This window comes from Variovorax boronicumulans (assembly GCF_030812215.1).
GTDB classification, from domain to species: Bacteria; Pseudomonadota; Gammaproteobacteria; order Burkholderiales; family Burkholderiaceae_C; genus Variovorax; species Variovorax boronicumulans_C.
Map to the genome: position 1 here is coordinate 509,660 of NZ_JAUSSG010000001.1, position 17,006 is coordinate 526,665.

The following is a 17,006-nucleotide window of genomic DNA, read 5'->3' on the forward strand; positions in this document are numbered from 1 at the left end:
GTGACTCCCCCATTCTGAAAACATCTCCCGACGATAGCCGAGCGACACACCGAACAATGAACAGCACCACCGCCACAAAAACCCGCTGCGCCTGGGCCCAGACCGACCCGCTGCTGGCCGACTACCACGACGCCGAATGGGGCGTGCCCGAATACGACAGCCGCGCGCTGTGGGAAAAGCTGATGCTCGACGGCTTCCAGGCCGGTCTCGCGTGGATCACCATCCTGCGCAAGCGCGATGCGTTCCGCAAGGCCTTCAAGGGCTTCGTGCCCGAGAAGGTAGCCAAATTCACTGGCGACGATGTCGAGCGGCTGATGCAGGACGCGGGCATCGTGCGTGCGCGGGCCAAGATCGAGGCCACCATCGGCAACGCGCGCGCTTACCTCGCGATGCAGGCGGCGGGCGAGGATTTCTCGGAGTTCATCTGGGGCATGGCGGGCGGCAAACCCATCGTCAACAAGACCGGCAAGGTGCCAACGCAGACGCCGCTGTCAGAAGAGATTTCGAAGGCGCTCAAGAAACGCGGCTTCAAGTTCGTCGGGCCGGTGATCGTCTACGCGTGGATGCAGGCGACCGGCATCGTGGATGACCACGCGCCGGATTGCCACCGGCATGGATCGAAGAAGAAATAAGCGCCCAATAAAAAAAACCGGACCGCGCTTTCGCACGGTCCGGTTCTCTTTTTGGCTTGTGACCTGAAGCGGCTTGCGCCGCCACGAATTACAGGCCGGCTTGACGCGTGAAGCTCAGGCTCTTCGCTTGCGCGGGGATCACGCTGCCAGCGAAGGTTTCGGGGCGCAGGTTCTGGCCCGGTGCGTGTGCCGCGGCGACAGCCTGGGCGCGAACGGTGGCGCGGTCGGTGGTCGAAGCGGTCAGCGTCGGAGCGACGGTGGACGACGCAGCGTCGCTGTATTCGTTGCCGGCGCGGGCGGCGGCGGCAGCCTGGGGCGCCACGTCGGCGCGGCTGTAGCCGGAGGTCAGGGGTTGCACGCCTTCATAGGTTTCTGCATGGGCGCCAGCAGCGGCGAGCAGGGAGAGAGCGGCGGCGGCGAGGATGTTCGAGGTCTTCATTTCAATTTCCTTCTTGATTGGGCTTTGGGTGCCCCGAAGTTTGCACCACGATTCCGAGGGAAAACCCTACTCAATTGAATCGCAGTGTTCATGAAACTGAAACAATGGACGGGAACTTTGTGACGAGGCTAAGCCAACTGCCCGCTCCATCGCTGAAAACCCGGCTAGTCTGCGTACTTTTCCTCTAATTCGTCAAGCAATGGCATGCCAACAAAGCGCCGCGCCGCAAAGGTCGTTGCACGTTGCGTGCCAGCAACCGCCCAGCCGGTCTAGTCTTCTTTCATGCCCGTTGCCTTCACCACGCCGCCGAGACGCGTTCGCTCTTCGTCGACGAACTTGGTGAACGAGGCGCGCGTGCCGCCGATGGGCTCGATGCCCATGCCCTTCAAGTGTTCGGCCGTGGCCGGCGTCTTCATTGCGGTGTCGATGGCCGCGGCCATCTTGTCGAGGATGGCATCGGGCGTGCCGCGCGGCGCGTGCACGCCGGCCCAATGCGCGATGCGGATCTCGGGGAAGCCCTCCTCGGCCGCGGTCGGCAAGTCGGGATACGCCGAGATGCGCTGCGTCCACGTGCCCGCAAGCGCCTTCAACTTGCCGCTCTTGATATACGGCAGCACCACGATGCTGGCCTCCGACGTTGCCTCCACCTGGTTGCCGAGCACTGCCGTGATCGATTCGGAACCGCTTTTGTAGGGCACCACATCGAGCTTGCCGCCGTACTTCGTCTGCAGGATGCCTTCGACGAAATGCGGCGTGCTGCCGGTGCCGGCTGTCGCCCAGTGGAAGCCATTGGCCGATTTTTTCGATGCCGCCACGAACTCCTTCAGGTCCTTGTAGGGTGCATTGGCCGGCACCACCACCACCGAGGGCGCGAGCGCGATCATGGCCACCGGCACCAGCGCGTCGTCCTTGTACGGCATGTTCTTCTTGATCATGCTGTTCGACACGACGCCCGCAGCGCTCACGAGAAAGGTGTAGCCATCGGGCGCGCTCTTGGCGACCACGTCGGCACCGAGGATGGCGCCCGCACCGGGCTTGTTGTCGACAACGACGGGTTGTCCAAGCTGCTTGGATGCCCCTTCGGCTGCGGCGCGCGCCATGAGGTCATTGGCACCGCCGGCCGAGAACGGAACGACGAGGCGGATGGGCTTGGTCGGCCACGCCTGCGCAGCGGCGGCCTGGGCGAGCAGCGAGGCCGCGAGCGCCATGGCCAAAGAGGCAAAGCGGAACGGAATCATGTGGTCTCCTATGTTGTAGTCGGTGTGAAGAAGAAGCCCGGCGGATCGGGCTTTTTTCATGATGCCACGCCCCCTTTCGAGGCGCATCGACGACGCCGACTTGCCACAGCCATGCAGGGGACGCTGAATTCGCAATTTACGCAATATCGTGCCCATAATGAAGTCCCTGATTGGCGAATGATTGCGAAAACGATGCGCCAGATTTGCGAATCTTGCAAATCAAGATCGACTTCGAAGAACGGATCGAACGATGAAGAAGACCTTCATGGGCGTGCGGCTGCGCAGCCTCCGCGAAGAGCGCGGCCTGAGCCAGCTCGCGCTCGCGCAGCAACTGGGCCTGTCGCCCAGCTACCTCAACCAGATCGAGCAGAACCAGCGCCCCCTCACCGTGCCGGTGCTGCTGCGCCTGCACGCCACGCTGGGCGTCGACATCCAGGCCTTCTCGGAAGACGAGGAAGCACGCCTCGTGGCGAGCTTGCGCGAAGCGCTGGCCGACAACCCGGGCGGCGATGCCGTCGCGCTCGCCGAGTTGCGCGAGGTCGCCACGCAGATGCCTGCGGTCGGCCGTGCACTGGTCGCTCTGCACCAGCGGCACCGCGATGCGATGGAACGCCTCGAAGCGTTGGCCGGCGAACTCGGCGACGGCCGCGGCGATCTGGCACGCATGCCGCAGGCGCGACCGATGCCTTTCGAGGAGGTGCGCGATTTCTTCTTCGCACACCAGAACCACATCGCCCCGCTCGACAACGCCGCCGAGGCTTTCTCCGCCGAGTGGCGACTGCGCGAAGGCAACCCCGGTGACCGGCTTGCGCACCGCCTGCTCGAAGCGCACGGCGTGCAGGTGATTCCGGCCGAGGACGACGAAGGCGGCGCCCAACGCCGCTTCGATCCGGCCACGCGTGTGCTCAGGCTCTCGCGCCACCTGGAGCCGGGCCAGCACGCATTTCAGCTCGCGACACAACTCGCCTTTTTCGAGGTCGGCGACGTCATCGACACGCTGGTTACCGATGCGCCGCTGTCGAGCGACACCGCGCGTTCGCTCGCGCGCATCGGCCTCGCAAACTACTTCGCCGCCGCGCTGCTGCTGCCCTACGGCGTGTTCCTGGAGGCAGCCGAGCAACTGCGCTACGACATCGACCAGCTCGCGCGCCGCTTCGGCGTCGGCTTCGAGACGATCTGCCACCGCTTGAGCTCGCTGCAGCGGCCCGAGGCGCGCGGCGTGCCCTTCTTCCTCATCCGCGTCGACCGTGCCGGCAACATCTCCAAGCGCCAGTCGGCCACGCACTTCCACTTCTCGAAGACCGGCGGCACCTGCCCACTGTGGAACGTGTACGAGGCGTTCGCGCAACCGGGCCGCGTGCTGACGCAACTCGCGCGCATGCCCGACGGCCGCGCCTACCTCTGGATCGCGCGCACCGTGTCGCACGGCTTTCGCGGCTACGGTTCGCCCAACAAGACCTTCTCGATCGGCCTGGGCTGCGACATCAGCCACGCCACGCGGCTCGTCTACTCCAAGGGCATGGACCTGCGCGACCCCGAGGTGCCGACACCCATCGGCGCGGGCTGCAAGGTGTGCGAGCGCGAGGCCTGCCCGCAGCGCGCCTTTCCGTTTGTCGGCCGGCCGCTCGATGTGGACGAGAACCAGAGCCGCTTCATGCCCTACGCCGCGGCGCCCGACAAATACGGCGCCGCGCGCGCGGTGCTCAAGAGCGGGGCCAGCCGCGCACCAGCGTCCGGATCGCCACGGCGCCGCTCCCCTTGACCTCGGCGCGATAGGCGCCCACCAGCGCCTCTCGCTCGGCCGCCGCCTGCGGGTCATTGCGCCAGGCGAGCAAGGCCGCCACATCCGCATCGGGCAATGCCGCGAGCAGCGCCTGCGTGACCTGCTTCTCGAACTCCCGAGCCACCGTCAACAGGTTGCGCGGACGCGGCGAGGTGATGCCGCGCGACCACAGCGTGTCGACCGCCATGTCGAGCGTGCGATCAGGCAACGAGGTGAACTGGCCGGCATTGCCGCGGGCCAGCTGCTTGACGACGGAACTCAGCAAGAGCTGGCTGGAGAAATCGACTTCGCGCGTGTCGGCCACCGCCATGCGCTCGAGCAATTCGGTTCGCGCCGGATCGGCCGGCTTCGCGCGCTCGCGGTTGAAGAACTCGACCTTGGCTGCATCGTCCATCGCGGCGTAGTCGGCGCGCAGCTTGGCGAGACGCGCCACCGCCTCCAGCACCTGCGCGCTCGGTGCGGCGCCACCCTTTCCGGCAGTGGCCACCTCCTGCTGGATCGCAGCCACGGAAGCCTTGACGTCGAATGATCGCGATGCGGCCGTATCCAGCGCCGCGAGCGCTTTGTCGGCGATGGCCTGGTCCGGCGGATCCAGCAGTTGCCGCGCATCGCGCGACACGGCGCCGGGCGCATAAGCGGCCTGGTAGCGTGCCTGCACACCTTCGAACTGCATCAGGGCCTGGGCGCGGTCCTGCGCCCAGGCCACGGCTGGCGCGAGCAGCAACGCAAGGACGAAGGTAAAACGTTTGGCGGCGAGAGAGGAGACGGTCATGGCGCCATTATTGGCGCGCGTCACGACCGCCCTGCTTCAAGCCGCCGCCAGTTCCTTGCGCAGCAGCTTCGCGGCAGTGACCATGTTCGACAGCGCCGCCTCGGTTTCCCGCCAGCTACGGGTCTTCAAGCCGCAGTCGGGGTTGATCCAGAGGTTCTCGTGCGGCACCACGACCGCGGCCTTGCGCATCAGCCGCACGATCTCGTCCACCGAGGGCACGCGCGGCGAGTGGATGTCGTACACGCCCGGGCCGATCTCGTTCGGATAGCGGAAGCCGCCCGAGTTGTTCTCGCCACCGAAACCGCGCAGCAGTTCCATGTCCGAGCGGCTGGTCTCGATGGTGATCACGTCGGCGTCCATTGCCGCGATCTCCGGCAGGATGTCGTTGAACTCCGAATAGCACATGTGCGTGTGGATCTGCGTCTCGTCGCGCACGCCCGAGGCGCTGATGCGGAAGGCGCGCGTGGCCGACTTCAGGTACGCGGGCCAGCCCGCGCGGCGCAGCGGCAGGCCTTCGCGGATCGCGGGTTCGTCGATCTGGATGATGCCGATGCCCGCGCCTTCGAGGTCCACCACCTCGTCGCGGATCGCCCAGGCGATCTGTTCGCAGGTGGTGGCGCGCGGCTGGTCGTCGCGCACGAAGGACCACTGCAGGATCGTGACCGGGCCGGTCAGCATGCCCTTCATCGGCAGCTTGGTGAGGCTCTGCGCGTAGGCGGTCCATTCGACCGTCATCGCCGCCGGGCGCGCGACGTCGCCGAAGATCACCGGCGGCTTCACGCAGCGCGAGCCATACGACTGCACCCAGCCGTTGGCGGTGAAGGCGAAGCCGTCGAGCTGTTCGCCGAAGTACTCGACCATGTCGTTGCGCTCGGCCTCGCCGTGCACCAGCACGTCGATACCCAGCTCTTCTTGCTTGCGCACGGCCAGTGCGATCTCGGCGCGCATCTTCTCGCGGTAGCCGGCTGCATCGAGCTCGCCGCGCTTGAAGGCGGCGCGCGCGGCGCGGATGTCGGCGGTCTGCGGGAACGAACCGATGGTGGTGGTCGGCAGCGCGGGCAATGCGAAGCGAGCGCGTTGCACCGACTGACGCTGCGGGAAGACCGAAGTGCGGGCGTCGTCGCCGGCCACGCTGCGCGCAAGGCGCAGCGCCACGTCGGCACGGTGCACGCGCGGGCTGGCGCGGCGAGCGGAGACAGCAGCACGGGCAGTCTCGAGCTCGCTCACCACGGACGCTTCACCACCATCGAGCACTGCACGCAGCACGCGCAGCTCATCGAGCTTTTCAACGGCGAACGCAAGCCACGACTTGAGCTCGGCATCGAGCTTCGTCTCGGCCGCGAGGCTGAACGGCACATGCAGCAGCGAGCACGACGGCGCGATCCACAGCTCGCCGCGGTTCTTGTCGACCACCGGGCGCAGCGTGGCGAGCGCGGCATCGGCGTCGGTCCGCCAGATGTTGCGGCCATCGACGATGCCCACCGACAGCACCTTGTGCGCCGGGAGCCAATCGGCCACGCCGGTCAATTCCTGCGGCGAACGCACCGCGTCCACATGCAGGCCGGCAACCGGAAGCTGGCAGGCCAGGCGCAGGTTGTCGGAGAGCGGCGAGAAATACGTCGCCAGCAACAGCTTGGGCGCGCTGCGTGCGAGCTGCCAGTAGACGCGCTCGAACGCATTGCGCCAGGCATCGGGCAGGTCCAGGCCGAGGATGGGCTCGTCGACCTGCACCCACTCCACGCCCTGCTGCTTCAGGCGCGTGAGCACCTGCTCGTACACGGGCAGCAGCGAATCGAGCAGCGAGAAGCGGTCGAAGCCCGCTGCTTTCTCCTTGCCCAGGTACAGGAAGCTCAGCGGCCCGAGCAGCACGGCCTTGACCGCATGCCCGGCCTGCTGCGCCTGTGCCACCTCGTCGAAGAGCCGCGTGGAGGCCAGCTTGAACTGCGTGGCCGCATTGAACTCGGGCACGAGATAGTGGTAGTTGGTGTCGAACCACTTGGTCATCTCCAGTGCGAAGGTGCCTTCGCTGCCGTGGCTGCAGCTCCCGTCGTGCGCGTGCCCCACCTCATCCTCCACGCCGCGTGCCATCTTGAAGTAGCGCGACAGTTCGGGCTCGTCGCCGAAGAAGTTGAAGCGCGCCGGCTCGCAGCCGAGCAGCTGGATGTGGTTGGCCACGTGGTCGTAGTAGGCGAAGTCGCCCACGGTCACGAAATCGAGCCCCGCATCGCGCTGCGCCTGCCAGTGACGGCCACGCAATTCCTCGCCGACAGCCTCGAGCGCGGTGCGGTCGATCTCGCCCCGCCAGTGCTTTTCGAGTGCGAACTTCAGTTCACGGTTGGCGCCCATGCGCGGAAAGCCGAGGGTGTGGGTACGGGTGGTCATTGCAGGTATTCGGTCGCTTGAATCTTGGGAATCCGCAATGGTCGGCGTTTGGGGTCTATGATTCAAACGAAACGTTTTGCCCATTCACTTGAATCTCATTCATGTTGCAGTCGATCCTCGAGATACGCCACCTGCGCACGCTCATCGCGCTGCGCGACACCGGCAGCCTGGTGCGCGCGGCGCAGCTCCTCAACCTCACGCAGTCGGCGCTGTCGCACCAGATCAAGCTGCTCGAAGAGCGCTACGGCGCGCAGCTCTTCGAGCGCAAGTCGGTGCCACCGCAGTTCAGCACCACGGGCCTTCGGCTGCTGCAGTTGGCAGACACCGCATTGCCCCTGATCGAAGAAGCAGAGCGCGATGTGGCGCGGCTCGCGCTCGGGCGCAGCGGGCAGTTGCGCATCGTGGTCGAGTGCCACACCTGTTTCGACTGGCTGATGCCCGCGATGGACGCCTTCCGCCAGCGCTGGCCCGAGATCGAGCTGGACATCGTCTCGGGCTTCCACCCTGACCCGATTGCGCTGGTCATGCAGAACCGCGCCGAGGTGGCCATCGTCTCCGAGGAAGATCCCGATGAGACGGTCGACTACCACGCGCTCTTCCGCTTCGAGATCGTCGCACTGCTCGCCAACGACCATGCGCTCACCGCCAAGGCACATCTCACGGCCAGGCACTTCGCCGACCAGACGCTCATCACCTACCCCGTGCCCGACGAGATGCTCGACATCGTGCGGCAGGTGCTCGCACCCGCCGGCGTGGAGCCCGCGCACCGGCGAACCACCGAGCTCACGGTGGCGATGCTGCAGTTGGTGGCAAGCGGGCGCGGCGTGGCGACCCTGCCGTTGTGGGCGGTGCAGAACTACCTGGACCGCGGCTACGTCACCGCGCGCCGCGTGGGCAGCAAGGGCCTGACGGGGCGGCTCTACATGGCGTGCACGCAGTCGACCTCCGACCAGCCTTGGCTCGCCGACTTCGTGCGCATCACGCGCGAGAGCTGCTTCAAGAGCCTGCCCGGGATCGAGTTGCTCTAGCGGGCGCCTTCTTGCGCGGGCGAGCAGATTTCCTGCTCGCCTCGCCCGAGATCCATTCGCGAAAGGCCGCGACCTTCGGACGGTCGTGGCTGTGCTCCGGGTACACGAGGTAGTAGGCAAAGTCTTCGAGCCAGCTCACCTCCGAGAGCTGCACGAGCCGGCCTTGCGCGAGATCGTCGGCGACCACCGCGGCGGGCAACAAGGCCGCGCCCTGCCCCGTCAAGACGGCCTTCAGCAGCAAGCCCGAATCGTCGAACGACGCACCACGCGCCGGGCCCGCGCCCCCGATGCCCTGCGCCTCGAACCACAGCGCCCATGCCTTGCGCTCGGCATCGTTCAGGCGCGGCCAGCGCACGAGATCGGCCGGCGCTTCCGGCATGCCGAGGCGCTTGACCAACGCGGGCGCAGCGACCGGAACGATCTCCACCGTCAGCACGCGCTGGCTGCTCAAGCCCGGGTAGCGCCCCAGCCCGTGACGGATCGCGACATCCACGCCGTCGCGCGAGAAGTCGGCCAGCGCGCTGCTGCTCACCACCTGCAGGTCGATCTCCGGATGCGCATCCTGGAAGCCCTTGAGCCGCGGCACCAGCCATGCGGAAGCGAAGAACGGCGTGGCGCTGACGGTGAGGATGCCCGTGTCCTCCGGCACTGCGACACGGCGCGTGGCATCGCTGATCTGACGGAAGGCGTTGCGCACCGGCGGCTGGTAGGCCTGGCCGGCGTCGGTGAGGAAGATGCCGCGGTTCACGCGGCGAAAGAGCGGAACGCCCAGGTGCACCTCCAGCGTCTTGATGAGCTGGCTTACCGCGCCGGGCGTCACGCAGAGCTCGTCCGCCGCGTTCTTGACCGAGAGATGGCGGGCCGTGGCCTCGAAGGCACGCAGCGCGTTGAGGGGTGGGAGTTGGTGCTCTGTCATTTAGTTAATCTGATCTGAAACCTTCAGAAAATCTGGTTTGCGAGGTAGCGCAACAGAGAGGAATATTGGCACAACAAAGCTGAAACGAGAAACCACCTTGTTGTACCCAATCGACTCCATTGACCTTAGATATTCTGATCACACGAGCGATGCCCTCCACTACCTGGAACTCACGGAATTGGCGGCACGCATCCGCACGCGCCAGGTCTCCCCGGTCGAGGTGCTCCGCGCCCAGCTCGACCGCATCGCCACGCTGGACCACACGCTCCACAGCTACGCGCTGGTGATGGCCGATGCCGCGATGGCGCAGGCCGAAACGGCACAGGCGGAGATCGCCGCGGGCCGGTACCGCGGCCCACTGCACGGCGTGCCCATCGCAGTGAAGGACCTGTGCTTCACCGCGGGCTTCGCCACCGCGGGCGGCATGGCGATCCACAAACACCACATTCCCGCCGAAGATGCGACCGTGGTGCGCCGCCTGAAGGAAGCCGGCGCAGTGCTGCTCGGCAAGCTGCAACTCACCGAGGGCGCGTACTCCGACCACCACCCATCCATCACGCCGCCGTGCAATCCTTGGCATGCGGACCATTGGCCCGGCATGTCGTCCAGCGGCTCGGGCGTGGCGACGGCGGCGGGCCTTTGCTACGGCGCACTGGGCTCCGACACGGGCGGATCGATCCGCTTTCCCTGCGCGGCCAACGGCCTCACAGGAATCAAGCCGAGCTGGGGCCGTGTGAGCCGGCATGGCGTGTTCGAACTCGCGGCCTCGCTGGACCACATCGGGCCGATGGCGCGCAGCGCGGTCGATGCCGGTGTGCTGCTCGGTGTGATCGCGGGCAGCGACGAGAACGATCCGACCGCAGCGCTCGACCCGGTGCCCGACTACCTCGCGACGGCGGATCGCGGCGTGCGGGGCCTCCGCATCGGCATCGATGCGGCGTGGAACAGCAACGGTGTGGACGCCGCGACGCAGGCCATGCTGAAAGACGCCGCCGAGACCTTGCGCGCACTCGGCGCCCGCCTCGTCGACCTGCACTTTCCCGACGTGACGCAGGCGGTGGCGGACTGGTTTCCGCTCTGCGCGGCAGAAGCGGCCGTGGCCCACGAAGCAACATACCCATCACGCAAGACCGCGTACGGCCCCGTGCTCGCCTCGGTCATCGAGGCCGGCCTGTCGGTGAGCGGAACGGAGCTCCAGAAAATCCGCCTGCGCCGCATGGCCTTGCGCGGCCGCATCTCGGCCTTGTTCGCCGGCATCGACCTGTTGCTGATCCCCGTTCACCCCTTCGCATCGCCCACCGTCGCGGCGATGCGAACCCTGGGCGAAACGCCGGCACTGGTGTCCGCACTGCTGCGCCACACCGCGCCCTTCGACATGACCGGCCACCCCACGATCACGCTGCCCGGCGGGTTCACCGACGCCGGCATGCCGCTCGCATTCCAACTCGTCGCCGCGCACATGAACGAGCCCACGCTGGTCAGCGCCGGTGCCGCATTCCAGAGCGTGACCACGTGGCACCACCGCCATCCGCTGGACTGAAGAAAAAACATGGAGATCTCTCCCTTGACCCCCTCATCCACATCGCCGCGCACACGCCTCTTCCGCGGCTGGCTCGTGGTTGCAGGCGCCTTCGCCGTGACGCTCGTGGGCTTCGGCAGCGCCTACACCTTCAGCGCCTTTCTCGAATCGCTGCAGCGCGACTTCGGCGCCTCGCGCGGCTCGGTGTCGCTGGTGTTCTCGCTTGCGGGCTTTCTCTACTTCGGGCTGGGCGTCATCAGCGGTCCGCTGGCGGACCGATGGGGTTCGCGGCGGCTCGCGGTCGCAGGCATGGTGCTGGTCGGGCTGGGCCTCGCCCTCGCGGGCCAGGCGCAGAGCCTGACGCAGATCTACCTTGCGTACGGGCTCGGCGTGGGCCTGGGCGTCGGCGCGTCGTACGTGCCAGTGCTCGGCGCGGTGCAGCGCTGGTTCGTCAAGCGGCGCGGGTTCGCCTCGGGGCTCGCGGTCAGCGGTATCGGCGTGGGCACGTTGGTGATGCCGCCACTGGCGTCGTTCCTCATCGAAGGCATCGGATGGCGCCATGCCTACCTGGCACTCGGCGCGTTCGCCGTGGTGGTGGGCGTAGGCATGGCGCTCCTGATCGAGAACGACCCGCGCGACCGCGGACTCGGGCCCGACGGCGATTCGCCGCAGCCGCAGGCGCCATCGACCCAGCCGGCAGGCGCGACGGTGCGGGAGGCCATCACGTCGCGGCGCTTCGCCGGCCTCTTCGCGGCTTGCCTCATCAGCTCGTTCGGCCTGTTCGTGCCCTTCGTCCACCTCGTGCCGTACGCACTCGACCATGGCGTGCCGTCGGCCTCCGCGGTGCTGCTGCTGGGTGCCATCGGCGTGGGCAGCACGGCGGGCCGATTCTTTCTCGGCGGGCTGGCCGACCGCATCGGCCGCCAGCTCGCACTGCCGCTGATGTCGTTGGGCATGGCGCTCTCGCTGGTGGTGTGGGCGGTGTCCGGCGGGTTCTGGGGGCTGGCCGTGTTCGCGTTCGCCTACGGCGTGTTCTACGGCGGTTTCGTCGCGCTGCTGCCGGCGCTGGTGATGGACTGCTTCGGCGGGCGCAACATCGGCGCGATCATCGGCGTGCTCTACACCAGCGTGGCCGTGGGCACCCTGGTGGGGCCGAGCGCGGCAGGCTTTGCCTTCGACATCAGCCGCAGCTACCTGCTGCCGATCATGGCCAGCATCGGCGCGAACCTCGTCGCGGCCGGCATCCTGCTGGCAATGGCCCGGCGCGATGCTTCGGTGAAACCGGCCGCGGCCGGCGCAGCGCGGGGTACAGTCGGGAATGAACCCACAACCGCCCGCCGCCCCTGGCCCCGCTCCCGCGGCCGCCCCTGAAGTCGTGACCGAAGCCCAGGCGTTCATGCGCGCCTGGATGGTCTTTGCCGTGCTGGTTGCAGTGGTGCTCGGCGTGCTGTGGGCCGTGAAGGCCCATTTCGGCTGACCGCCGGAAAACAGGCAGCCTTCAGGAAGCCTTCTGCACCAGCTTCAGCACGCTGGAGAAATCCAGCGCGCCATGGCCCGCGAGGCTGTGCGCCGCATACAGGCTGCGTGCAAGGCCACCAAGCGGCGTGGCGGCGCGAACGGCCGTCGCATTCTCCTGCGCGAGGCCCAGGTCCTTGAGCATCAGGTCGGTGCCGAAGCCGCCGGCGTAGTTCTTCGAGGCAGGCGACGTTTCCATCACGCCGGGCATCGGGTTGTACTTCTCCAGCGCCCAGTTGCCGCCCGAACTGCGGCGCATGATTTCGGAGAGCACCTTCGGATCGAGCCCGTTCGCCACGCCGAGCGCCAACGCCTCGGAGGTGCCGATCATCAGGATGCCGAGCAGCATGTTGTTGCAGATCTTCGCGGTCTGCCCCGCGCCCGCCGCACCGGCGTGGAAGATGTTGGCCCCCATCTTCTCGAGCACCGGGCGCGCGCGCTCCAGGTCTTTCGTCTCGCCGCCGACCATGAAGGTCAGCGTGCCGGCAATCGCGCCACCGGTGCCGCCCGACACGGGTGCATCGATCATCGCGATGCCCTTGGCCTGCGCCGCCTCGGCCACCTTGCGCGAGGTGGCGGCGGCGATGGTGCTGCTGTCGATCACCAACGTGCCGGGCTTGATGCTCTCCAGCAGGCCGGACTTGCCCGCACCGCCGAGGAACAGGCCTTCGACATGCGCGCTGGCCGGCAGCATGCTGATGACAACTTCGGCATCGGCCACGGTTTCCGCCGCCGACTTGGCGATGGAAAGCCCCTCGGCGCCGAACTTCTTGCAGGCGTCGGCCGAGAGGTCGAAGGCGCTGAGCGTGTGGCCGGCCTTGAGCAGGTTCATGGCCATCGGGCCGCCCATGTTGCCCAGGCCGATGAATGCGATCTTCATGATGTGTTGTCTCCGTTGTCTTTTATGAATGGCCGTCAGACCAGCGAGGCGAGCTCGGCAGGCATTTCGCCGCGCGGGCGCAGATGGTCTTCGATGAAGGCGGGCGTGATCTCTTCGATGGTGGCAGGCGACCACTGGGGATTGCGGTCCTTGTCGATCAGCACTGCGCGGATGCCCTCGGCGAAATCCTTGTGTGCGCAAAAGCCGAGAGACGCCCAGTACTCGAGCCGAAACACCTCGGCCAGCGACATGCGGTGCACGCGCTGCCAGAGCTCGAAGCTCAGGGCAGCCGAACTCGGCGCGCCCTTCACGAAGGTCTTGGAGGCAGATTGCAGCCAGGGATCGTCGCTCTGCAGGTTGCGCAGTCGGTTGGCGATGTCGAGCAGGTCGTCGCCGGCCATCAGCGCATTGATGGTGTCGTAGTGCTCGCGCACCTTCGACGCCGGCAGCTCGGCGCCCTCGCCGGCTTTCGCAAGGATGCGCGAGAGCGTGGCGCGGTCCGCCTTGCTTTCCCCCGCCCATGCCGCGGAGGCGATGGCGTCGAGCACCTGGCTCTTGCGCTCCTGCGGCACCAGCACATCGGCGAGACCGCAGAAGATGGCATCGGCGGCGTTGAGGTTCGCAGCCGTCAGCGCCAGGAACAACCCGGTGCGGCCGGGCGTGCGGCGCAGGAACCAGCTGCCGCCCACGTCGGGGTACAGGCCGATGGCGATCTCGGGCATTGCGATGCGGCTCTGCGCCGTCACCACGCGGTGCGAACAGCCCGACATGAGGCCCACGCCGCCGCCCATCACGATGCCGTGGCCCCAGCACAGGAAGGGCTTCGGAAAGGTATGGATCAGGTAGTCGAGCTCGTACTCTTCGCGGAAGAAGTCTTCGGCGTAGGTGTTGCGAGCGGGGCCGCATTCGAGCAGCGTCTGGTAGAGCTGGCGCAGGTCGCCGCCCGCGCAGAAGGCCTTCTCGCCGGCTGCCTGCATCAGCACGCCGACGATGCCGTCGTCTTTCGCCCATTCGCGCAGCTTGGGCGTGAGCAGGCGCACCATGTCCACGGAGAGTGCGTTGAGCGAGGCCGGTGCGTTGAGCGTGGCAACGCCGAAGCGCTTGCCGCCGGCGGTCTTGATTTCGTCGAAGAGAACTACGGAGTCGGTCATTGTCTTGAGGGGTTCCGGATGCGGGGCGTCAGCGGATATCGCTGTCCCCTTCCAGCAATTTTCGCGCAACGATCACTCGCATGATCTCGTTGGTGCCTTCCAGGATCTGGTGCACGCGGGTGTCGCGCACCAGCCGCTCCAGCGGGAATTCGCTCAGGTAGCCGTAACCGCCATGCAGCTGCAGCGCGTCGTTGCAGACGTTGAAGCCTGCATCGGTCGCGAAGCGCTTGGCCATCGCGCAGTAGGTGCTGGCGTCGGCATGGCCCGCGTCGAGCTTCGATGCGGCAAGCCGCACCATCTGCCGTGCGGCGACCAGCTCGGTCGCCATGTCGGCCAGCTTGAACTGCAGCGCCTGGAAGCTCGCGATCGGCTTGCCGAACTGCTGGCGCTCGTGCAGGTAGCGGCGCGCCGCATCGAGCGCGCCCTGCGCTGCGCCCACCGAGCAGGTCGCGATGTTGATGCGCCCGCCATCGAGCCCCTTCATCGCGATGCGAAAGCCCTCGCCTTCCTTGCCCAGCAAGTTCTGCGCGGGGATGCGCACGTTGTCGAAGTTGATGGTGCGCGTGGGCTGGCTGTTCCAGCCCATCTTGTGTTCCTTCTTGCCGTAGCTCACGCCGGGCGCATCGGCCGGCACTGCGAAGGCCGAGATGCCGCTCGCGCCCGCGCCGCCCGTGCGTGCCATCAGCACCAGCACGTCGGTCGCGCCCGCGCCCGAGATGAAGGCCTTGCCGCCGTTGATGACGTACTCGTTGCCTTGCAGTTCGGCGCGCGTCTTCAGCGAGCCCGCATCCGACCCGGCGCCCGGCTCGGTGAGGCAGTACGAAGCCAGCTTGCGCCCGCTCGTGAGGTCCTCGCCCCACTGCGCAGCCACTGCGTCGGTCGCCCAGGTGCCGAGCATCCACGTCGCCATGTTGTGGATCGTGATGAAGGCCGTGGTCGACGGATCGACCGCGGCCATCTCCTCGAACACCAGCGCCGCATCGAGCCGCGGCAGCCCGAGGCCGCCGATGCGCTCGGGGGCGTAGAGGCCGCAGAAGCCGAGCTCGCCGGCCTTGGCGATGGCCTCCTTCGGGAAGATGGCCTCGGCATCCCACTGCGCCGCGTGGGGCGCGAATTCGGCCTGCGCAAAGTCGCGCGCGGTCTGCGCAAAGGCCCGTTGCTCTTCGGAAAGTTCGAAGTCCATCCGGCGGACTTCTTACTTGAGGCTGATGGTCGTGTTGACGCCGTGCGAGACGGTGCTGTCGTCGAACCAGCGTGCCGTCACCGTCTTGGTCTGCGTGTAGAACATGATGACCTGCTTGCCGTACGGGCCCAGGTCGCCGAGCTTCGAGGCGCGCGAACCGGTGAACGAGAACATCGGGACCGGCACAGGAATCGGCACGTTGATGCCGACTTGACCCACGTCGATGTCTTCCTGGAAGCGGCGCGCCGCAGCGCCCGACTGCGTGAAGATCGCGGTGCCGTTGCCGTTCGGGTTGCTGTTGATCAGCTCGATGGCTTCGTCGATGGTCTCGGCATCGGCCACGCACAGCACCGGGCCGAAGATTTCCTGGTCATAGATCGTCATGCCGGGCTTCACGCCGGTGAAGATCGTCGGGCCGACGAAGTTGCCCTTCTCGTAGCCGGGCACAGTGGGCTTGCGGCCGTCGAGTTCGAGCTTGGCGCCGTCGGCCAAGCCGCGTTCGATGAGGTTGTTGACGCGGTCGTACGCGGCGCACGAAACGAGCGGGCCCACGTCCACGCCCTTCTCGGTGCCGGCGCCGATCTTCAGCGTCTTCGCCTTGGCGATCAGCTCGGGCACCCAGTTGCGGGCCTCGCCCACCAGCACCGCCACCGACACCGCCATGCAGCGCTGGCCGGCTGCGCCGAAGCTCGCACCAGCCAGCGCGTTGAGCGTCTGCTCCTTGTTCGCGTCGGGCATCACGATGGCGTGGTTCTTCGCGCCCATCATGCATTGCACGCGCTTGCCGGCCAGCGTGGCGCGGTTGTAGACGTGCGTGCCGACCTTGGTCGAACCGACGAAGCTGATCGCCTTGATGTCCTTGTGATCGCAGATGCCGTTGACGATGGCCTCACCGCCATGAATCACGTTCAGCACGCCGGGCGGAATGCCGGCTTCGAGCGCGAGTTCGCACAGGCGCATGGTGACCATCGGGTCTTGTTCGGAGGGCTTCAGCACGAAGGTGTTGCCGGTGACGATGGCCATCGGGAACATCCACAGCGGAATCATCGCGGGGAAGTTGAACGGCGTAATGCCGGCGCACACGCCCAGCGGCTGCAGCAGCGTGTAGGTGTCGACGCCGTTGGCCACGTTGTTGGCCAGTTCGCCCAGCTGCAGGTTGCCGATGTTCGATGCGTGCTCGACCACTTCGAGGCCGCGGAACACGTCGCCTTCGGCGTCCGGCAGCGTCTTGCCCTGTTCGGCGGTGAGGATGGCGGCCAGCTCGCCCATGTTCTCGCGGATGAGCTGCTGCAGCTTCAGGAAGATGCGTGCACGCGTGCCGATGGGGGTCTTGCGCCAGGTCTTGAAGGCTTCCTTGGCGGAAGCCACGGCGGCATCGAGCTCGGCCTGCGTCGCGAACGGCACGCGGGCCAGCACCTGCTGGGTGGCCGGGTTGACGATGTCGCGCCATTCGGTGGTCTTGGACTCGACGAGCTTGCCGCCGATCAAGAGCTTGACGGTGGCGATCTGGGTCGAGGGCGTGGTGGTGGCGTCCATGGGTTTTGTCTCCTGTGAATCTCTGTGAAATC

The 17,006-nt window shown here is 67.0% G+C and carries 14 protein-coding genes; 5 read left to right on the plus strand and 9 right to left on the minus strand.

Translation table 11 applies throughout. The features are described 5' to 3' along the window. Positions 1 to 56 precede the first annotated feature (56 nt). Positions 57 to 632 (plus strand): DNA-3-methyladenine glycosylase I, encoded by a 576-nt coding sequence (locus J2W23_RS02335; RefSeq protein ID WP_307647540.1) that lies wholly within the window; start codon positions 57 to 59, stop codon positions 630 to 632. An 88-nt stretch (positions 633 to 720) separates the two neighbouring features. On the opposite strand, the gene J2W23_RS02340 is transcribed toward J2W23_RS02335, so the two are convergent. Further along, positions 721 to 1,071, minus strand: a complete 351-nt coding sequence (locus J2W23_RS02340) for an alpha/beta hydrolase (protein ID WP_176658179.1) — start codon at positions 1,069 to 1,071, stop codon at positions 721 to 723. A gap of 269 nt (positions 1,072 to 1,340) precedes the next feature. Further along, a complete protein-coding gene (locus J2W23_RS02345; RefSeq protein ID WP_373423864.1) occupies positions 1,341 to 2,309 on the minus strand; it encodes a tripartite tricarboxylate transporter substrate binding protein in 969 nt (322 codons plus the stop codon). Positions 2,310 to 2,559: 250 nt separating this feature from the next. Here J2W23_RS02345 and J2W23_RS02350 point away from each other — a divergent pair, with 250 nt between their 5' ends. Further along, on the plus strand, positions 2,560 to 4,071 hold the full coding sequence (locus J2W23_RS02350) for a short-chain fatty acyl-CoA regulator family protein (protein WP_307647541.1): 1,512 nt from the start codon (positions 2,560 to 2,562) through the stop codon (positions 4,069 to 4,071). Here J2W23_RS02350 and J2W23_RS02355 read toward each other — a convergent pair. Beyond that, positions 4,013 to 4,864, minus strand: a complete 852-nt coding sequence (locus J2W23_RS02355) for a hypothetical protein (RefSeq protein WP_307647542.1) — start codon at positions 4,862 to 4,864, stop codon at positions 4,013 to 4,015. The two genes, J2W23_RS02350 and J2W23_RS02355, sit on opposite strands and share 59 nt — an antisense overlap. A gap of 36 nt (positions 4,865 to 4,900) precedes the next feature. Next, entirely contained in the window at positions 4,901 to 7,246 is a 2,346-nt protein-coding gene (gene metE / locus J2W23_RS02360) for a 5-methyltetrahydropteroyltriglutamate--homocysteine S-methyltransferase (RefSeq protein ID WP_307647543.1), read from the minus strand. Positions 7,247 to 7,347: 101 nt separating this feature from the next. On the opposite strand from metE, the gene J2W23_RS02365 reads away from it, so the two are divergent. Next, positions 7,348 to 8,274, plus strand: coding sequence for a LysR family transcriptional regulator (locus J2W23_RS02365; protein ID WP_307647544.1), 927 nt, complete (start codon positions 7,348 to 7,350; stop codon positions 8,272 to 8,274). Here the strand turns inward: J2W23_RS02365 and gcvA are convergent. Beyond that, positions 8,243 to 9,190, minus strand: a complete 948-nt coding sequence (gcvA, locus tag J2W23_RS02370) for a transcriptional regulator GcvA (protein WP_307647545.1) — start codon at positions 9,188 to 9,190, stop codon at positions 8,243 to 8,245. The genes J2W23_RS02365 and gcvA overlap by 32 nt on opposite strands. A 178-nt stretch (positions 9,191 to 9,368) precedes the next feature. Between gcvA and J2W23_RS02375 the strand changes: the two genes are divergently transcribed. Further along, a complete protein-coding gene (locus J2W23_RS02375; protein ID WP_307647546.1) occupies positions 9,369 to 10,730 on the plus strand; it encodes an amidase in 1,362 nt (453 codons plus the stop codon). A gap of 9 nt (positions 10,731 to 10,739) precedes the next feature. Then, on the plus strand, positions 10,740 to 12,080 hold the full coding sequence (locus J2W23_RS02380; RefSeq protein ID WP_307647547.1) for an MFS transporter: 1,341 nt from the start codon (positions 10,740 to 10,742) through the stop codon (positions 12,078 to 12,080). A gap of 127 nt (positions 12,081 to 12,207) precedes the next feature. Here the strand turns inward: J2W23_RS02380 and mmsB are convergent, their stop codons facing one another. The 4 genes from mmsB to J2W23_RS02400 are packed head-to-tail and all read right to left on the minus strand — an operon-like array spanning position 12,208 to position 16,974. Then, positions 12,208 to 13,104 carry a 3-hydroxyisobutyrate dehydrogenase gene (gene mmsB, locus J2W23_RS02385; protein ID WP_307647549.1) on the minus strand — a complete coding sequence of 299 codons (897 nt, stop codon included), beginning with the start codon at positions 13,102 to 13,104 and terminating at the stop codon, positions 12,208 to 12,210. A 35-nt stretch (positions 13,105 to 13,139) separates the two neighbouring features. Then, entirely contained in the window at positions 13,140 to 14,255 is a 1,116-nt protein-coding gene (locus tag J2W23_RS02390; protein WP_307647550.1) for an enoyl-CoA hydratase/isomerase family protein, read from the minus strand. Positions 14,256 to 14,283: 28 nt separating this feature from the next. Then, entirely contained in the window at positions 14,284 to 15,438 is a 1,155-nt protein-coding gene (locus J2W23_RS02395; protein ID WP_307647551.1) for an acyl-CoA dehydrogenase family protein, read from the minus strand. A 12-nt stretch (positions 15,439 to 15,450) separates the two neighbouring features. Beyond that, positions 15,451 to 16,974 carry a CoA-acylating methylmalonate-semialdehyde dehydrogenase gene (locus J2W23_RS02400; protein WP_307647552.1) on the minus strand — a complete coding sequence of 508 codons (1,524 nt, stop codon included), beginning with the start codon at positions 16,972 to 16,974 and terminating at the stop codon, positions 15,451 to 15,453. Between the last annotated feature and the right edge of the window lie 32 nt (positions 16,975 to 17,006).

Coding starts and splice junctions, on each gene's coding strand:
- J2W23_RS02350 (WP_307647541.1), top strand. CDS start 2,560: ATGAAGAAGACCTTCATGGGCGTGCGGCTGCGCAGCCTCCGCGAAGAG.
- J2W23_RS02390 (WP_307647550.1), bottom strand. CDS start 14,255: ATGACCGACTCCGTAGTTCTCTTCGACGAAATCAAGACCGCCGGCGGC.
- J2W23_RS02345 (WP_373423864.1), bottom strand. CDS start 2,309: ATGATTCCGTTCCGCTTTGCCTCTTTGGCCATGGCGCTCGCGGCCTCG.
- mmsB (WP_307647549.1), bottom strand. CDS start 13,104: ATGAAGATCGCATTCATCGGCCTGGGCAACATGGGCGGCCCGATGGCC.
- metE (WP_307647543.1), bottom strand. CDS start 7,246: ATGACCACCCGTACCCACACCCTCGGCTTTCCGCGCATGGGCGCCAAC.
- J2W23_RS02395 (WP_307647551.1), bottom strand. CDS start 15,438: ATGGACTTCGAACTTTCCGAAGAGCAACGGGCCTTTGCGCAGACCGCG.
- J2W23_RS02380 (WP_307647547.1), top strand. CDS start 10,740: ATGGAGATCTCTCCCTTGACCCCCTCATCCACATCGCCGCGCACACGC.
- gcvA (WP_307647545.1), bottom strand. CDS start 9,190: ATGACAGAGCACCAACTCCCACCCCTCAACGCGCTGCGTGCCTTCGAG.
- J2W23_RS02340 (WP_176658179.1), bottom strand. CDS start 1,071: ATGAAGACCTCGAACATCCTCGCCGCCGCCGCTCTCTCCCTGCTCGCC.
- J2W23_RS02365 (WP_307647544.1), top strand. CDS start 7,348: ATGTTGCAGTCGATCCTCGAGATACGCCACCTGCGCACGCTCATCGCG.
- J2W23_RS02400 (WP_307647552.1), bottom strand. CDS start 16,974: ATGGACGCCACCACCACGCCCTCGACCCAGATCGCCACCGTCAAGCTC.
- J2W23_RS02355 (WP_307647542.1), bottom strand. CDS start 4,864: ATGACCGTCTCCTCTCTCGCCGCCAAACGTTTTACCTTCGTCCTTGCG.
- J2W23_RS02335 (WP_307647540.1), top strand. CDS start 57: ATGAACAGCACCACCGCCACAAAAACCCGCTGCGCCTGGGCCCAGACC.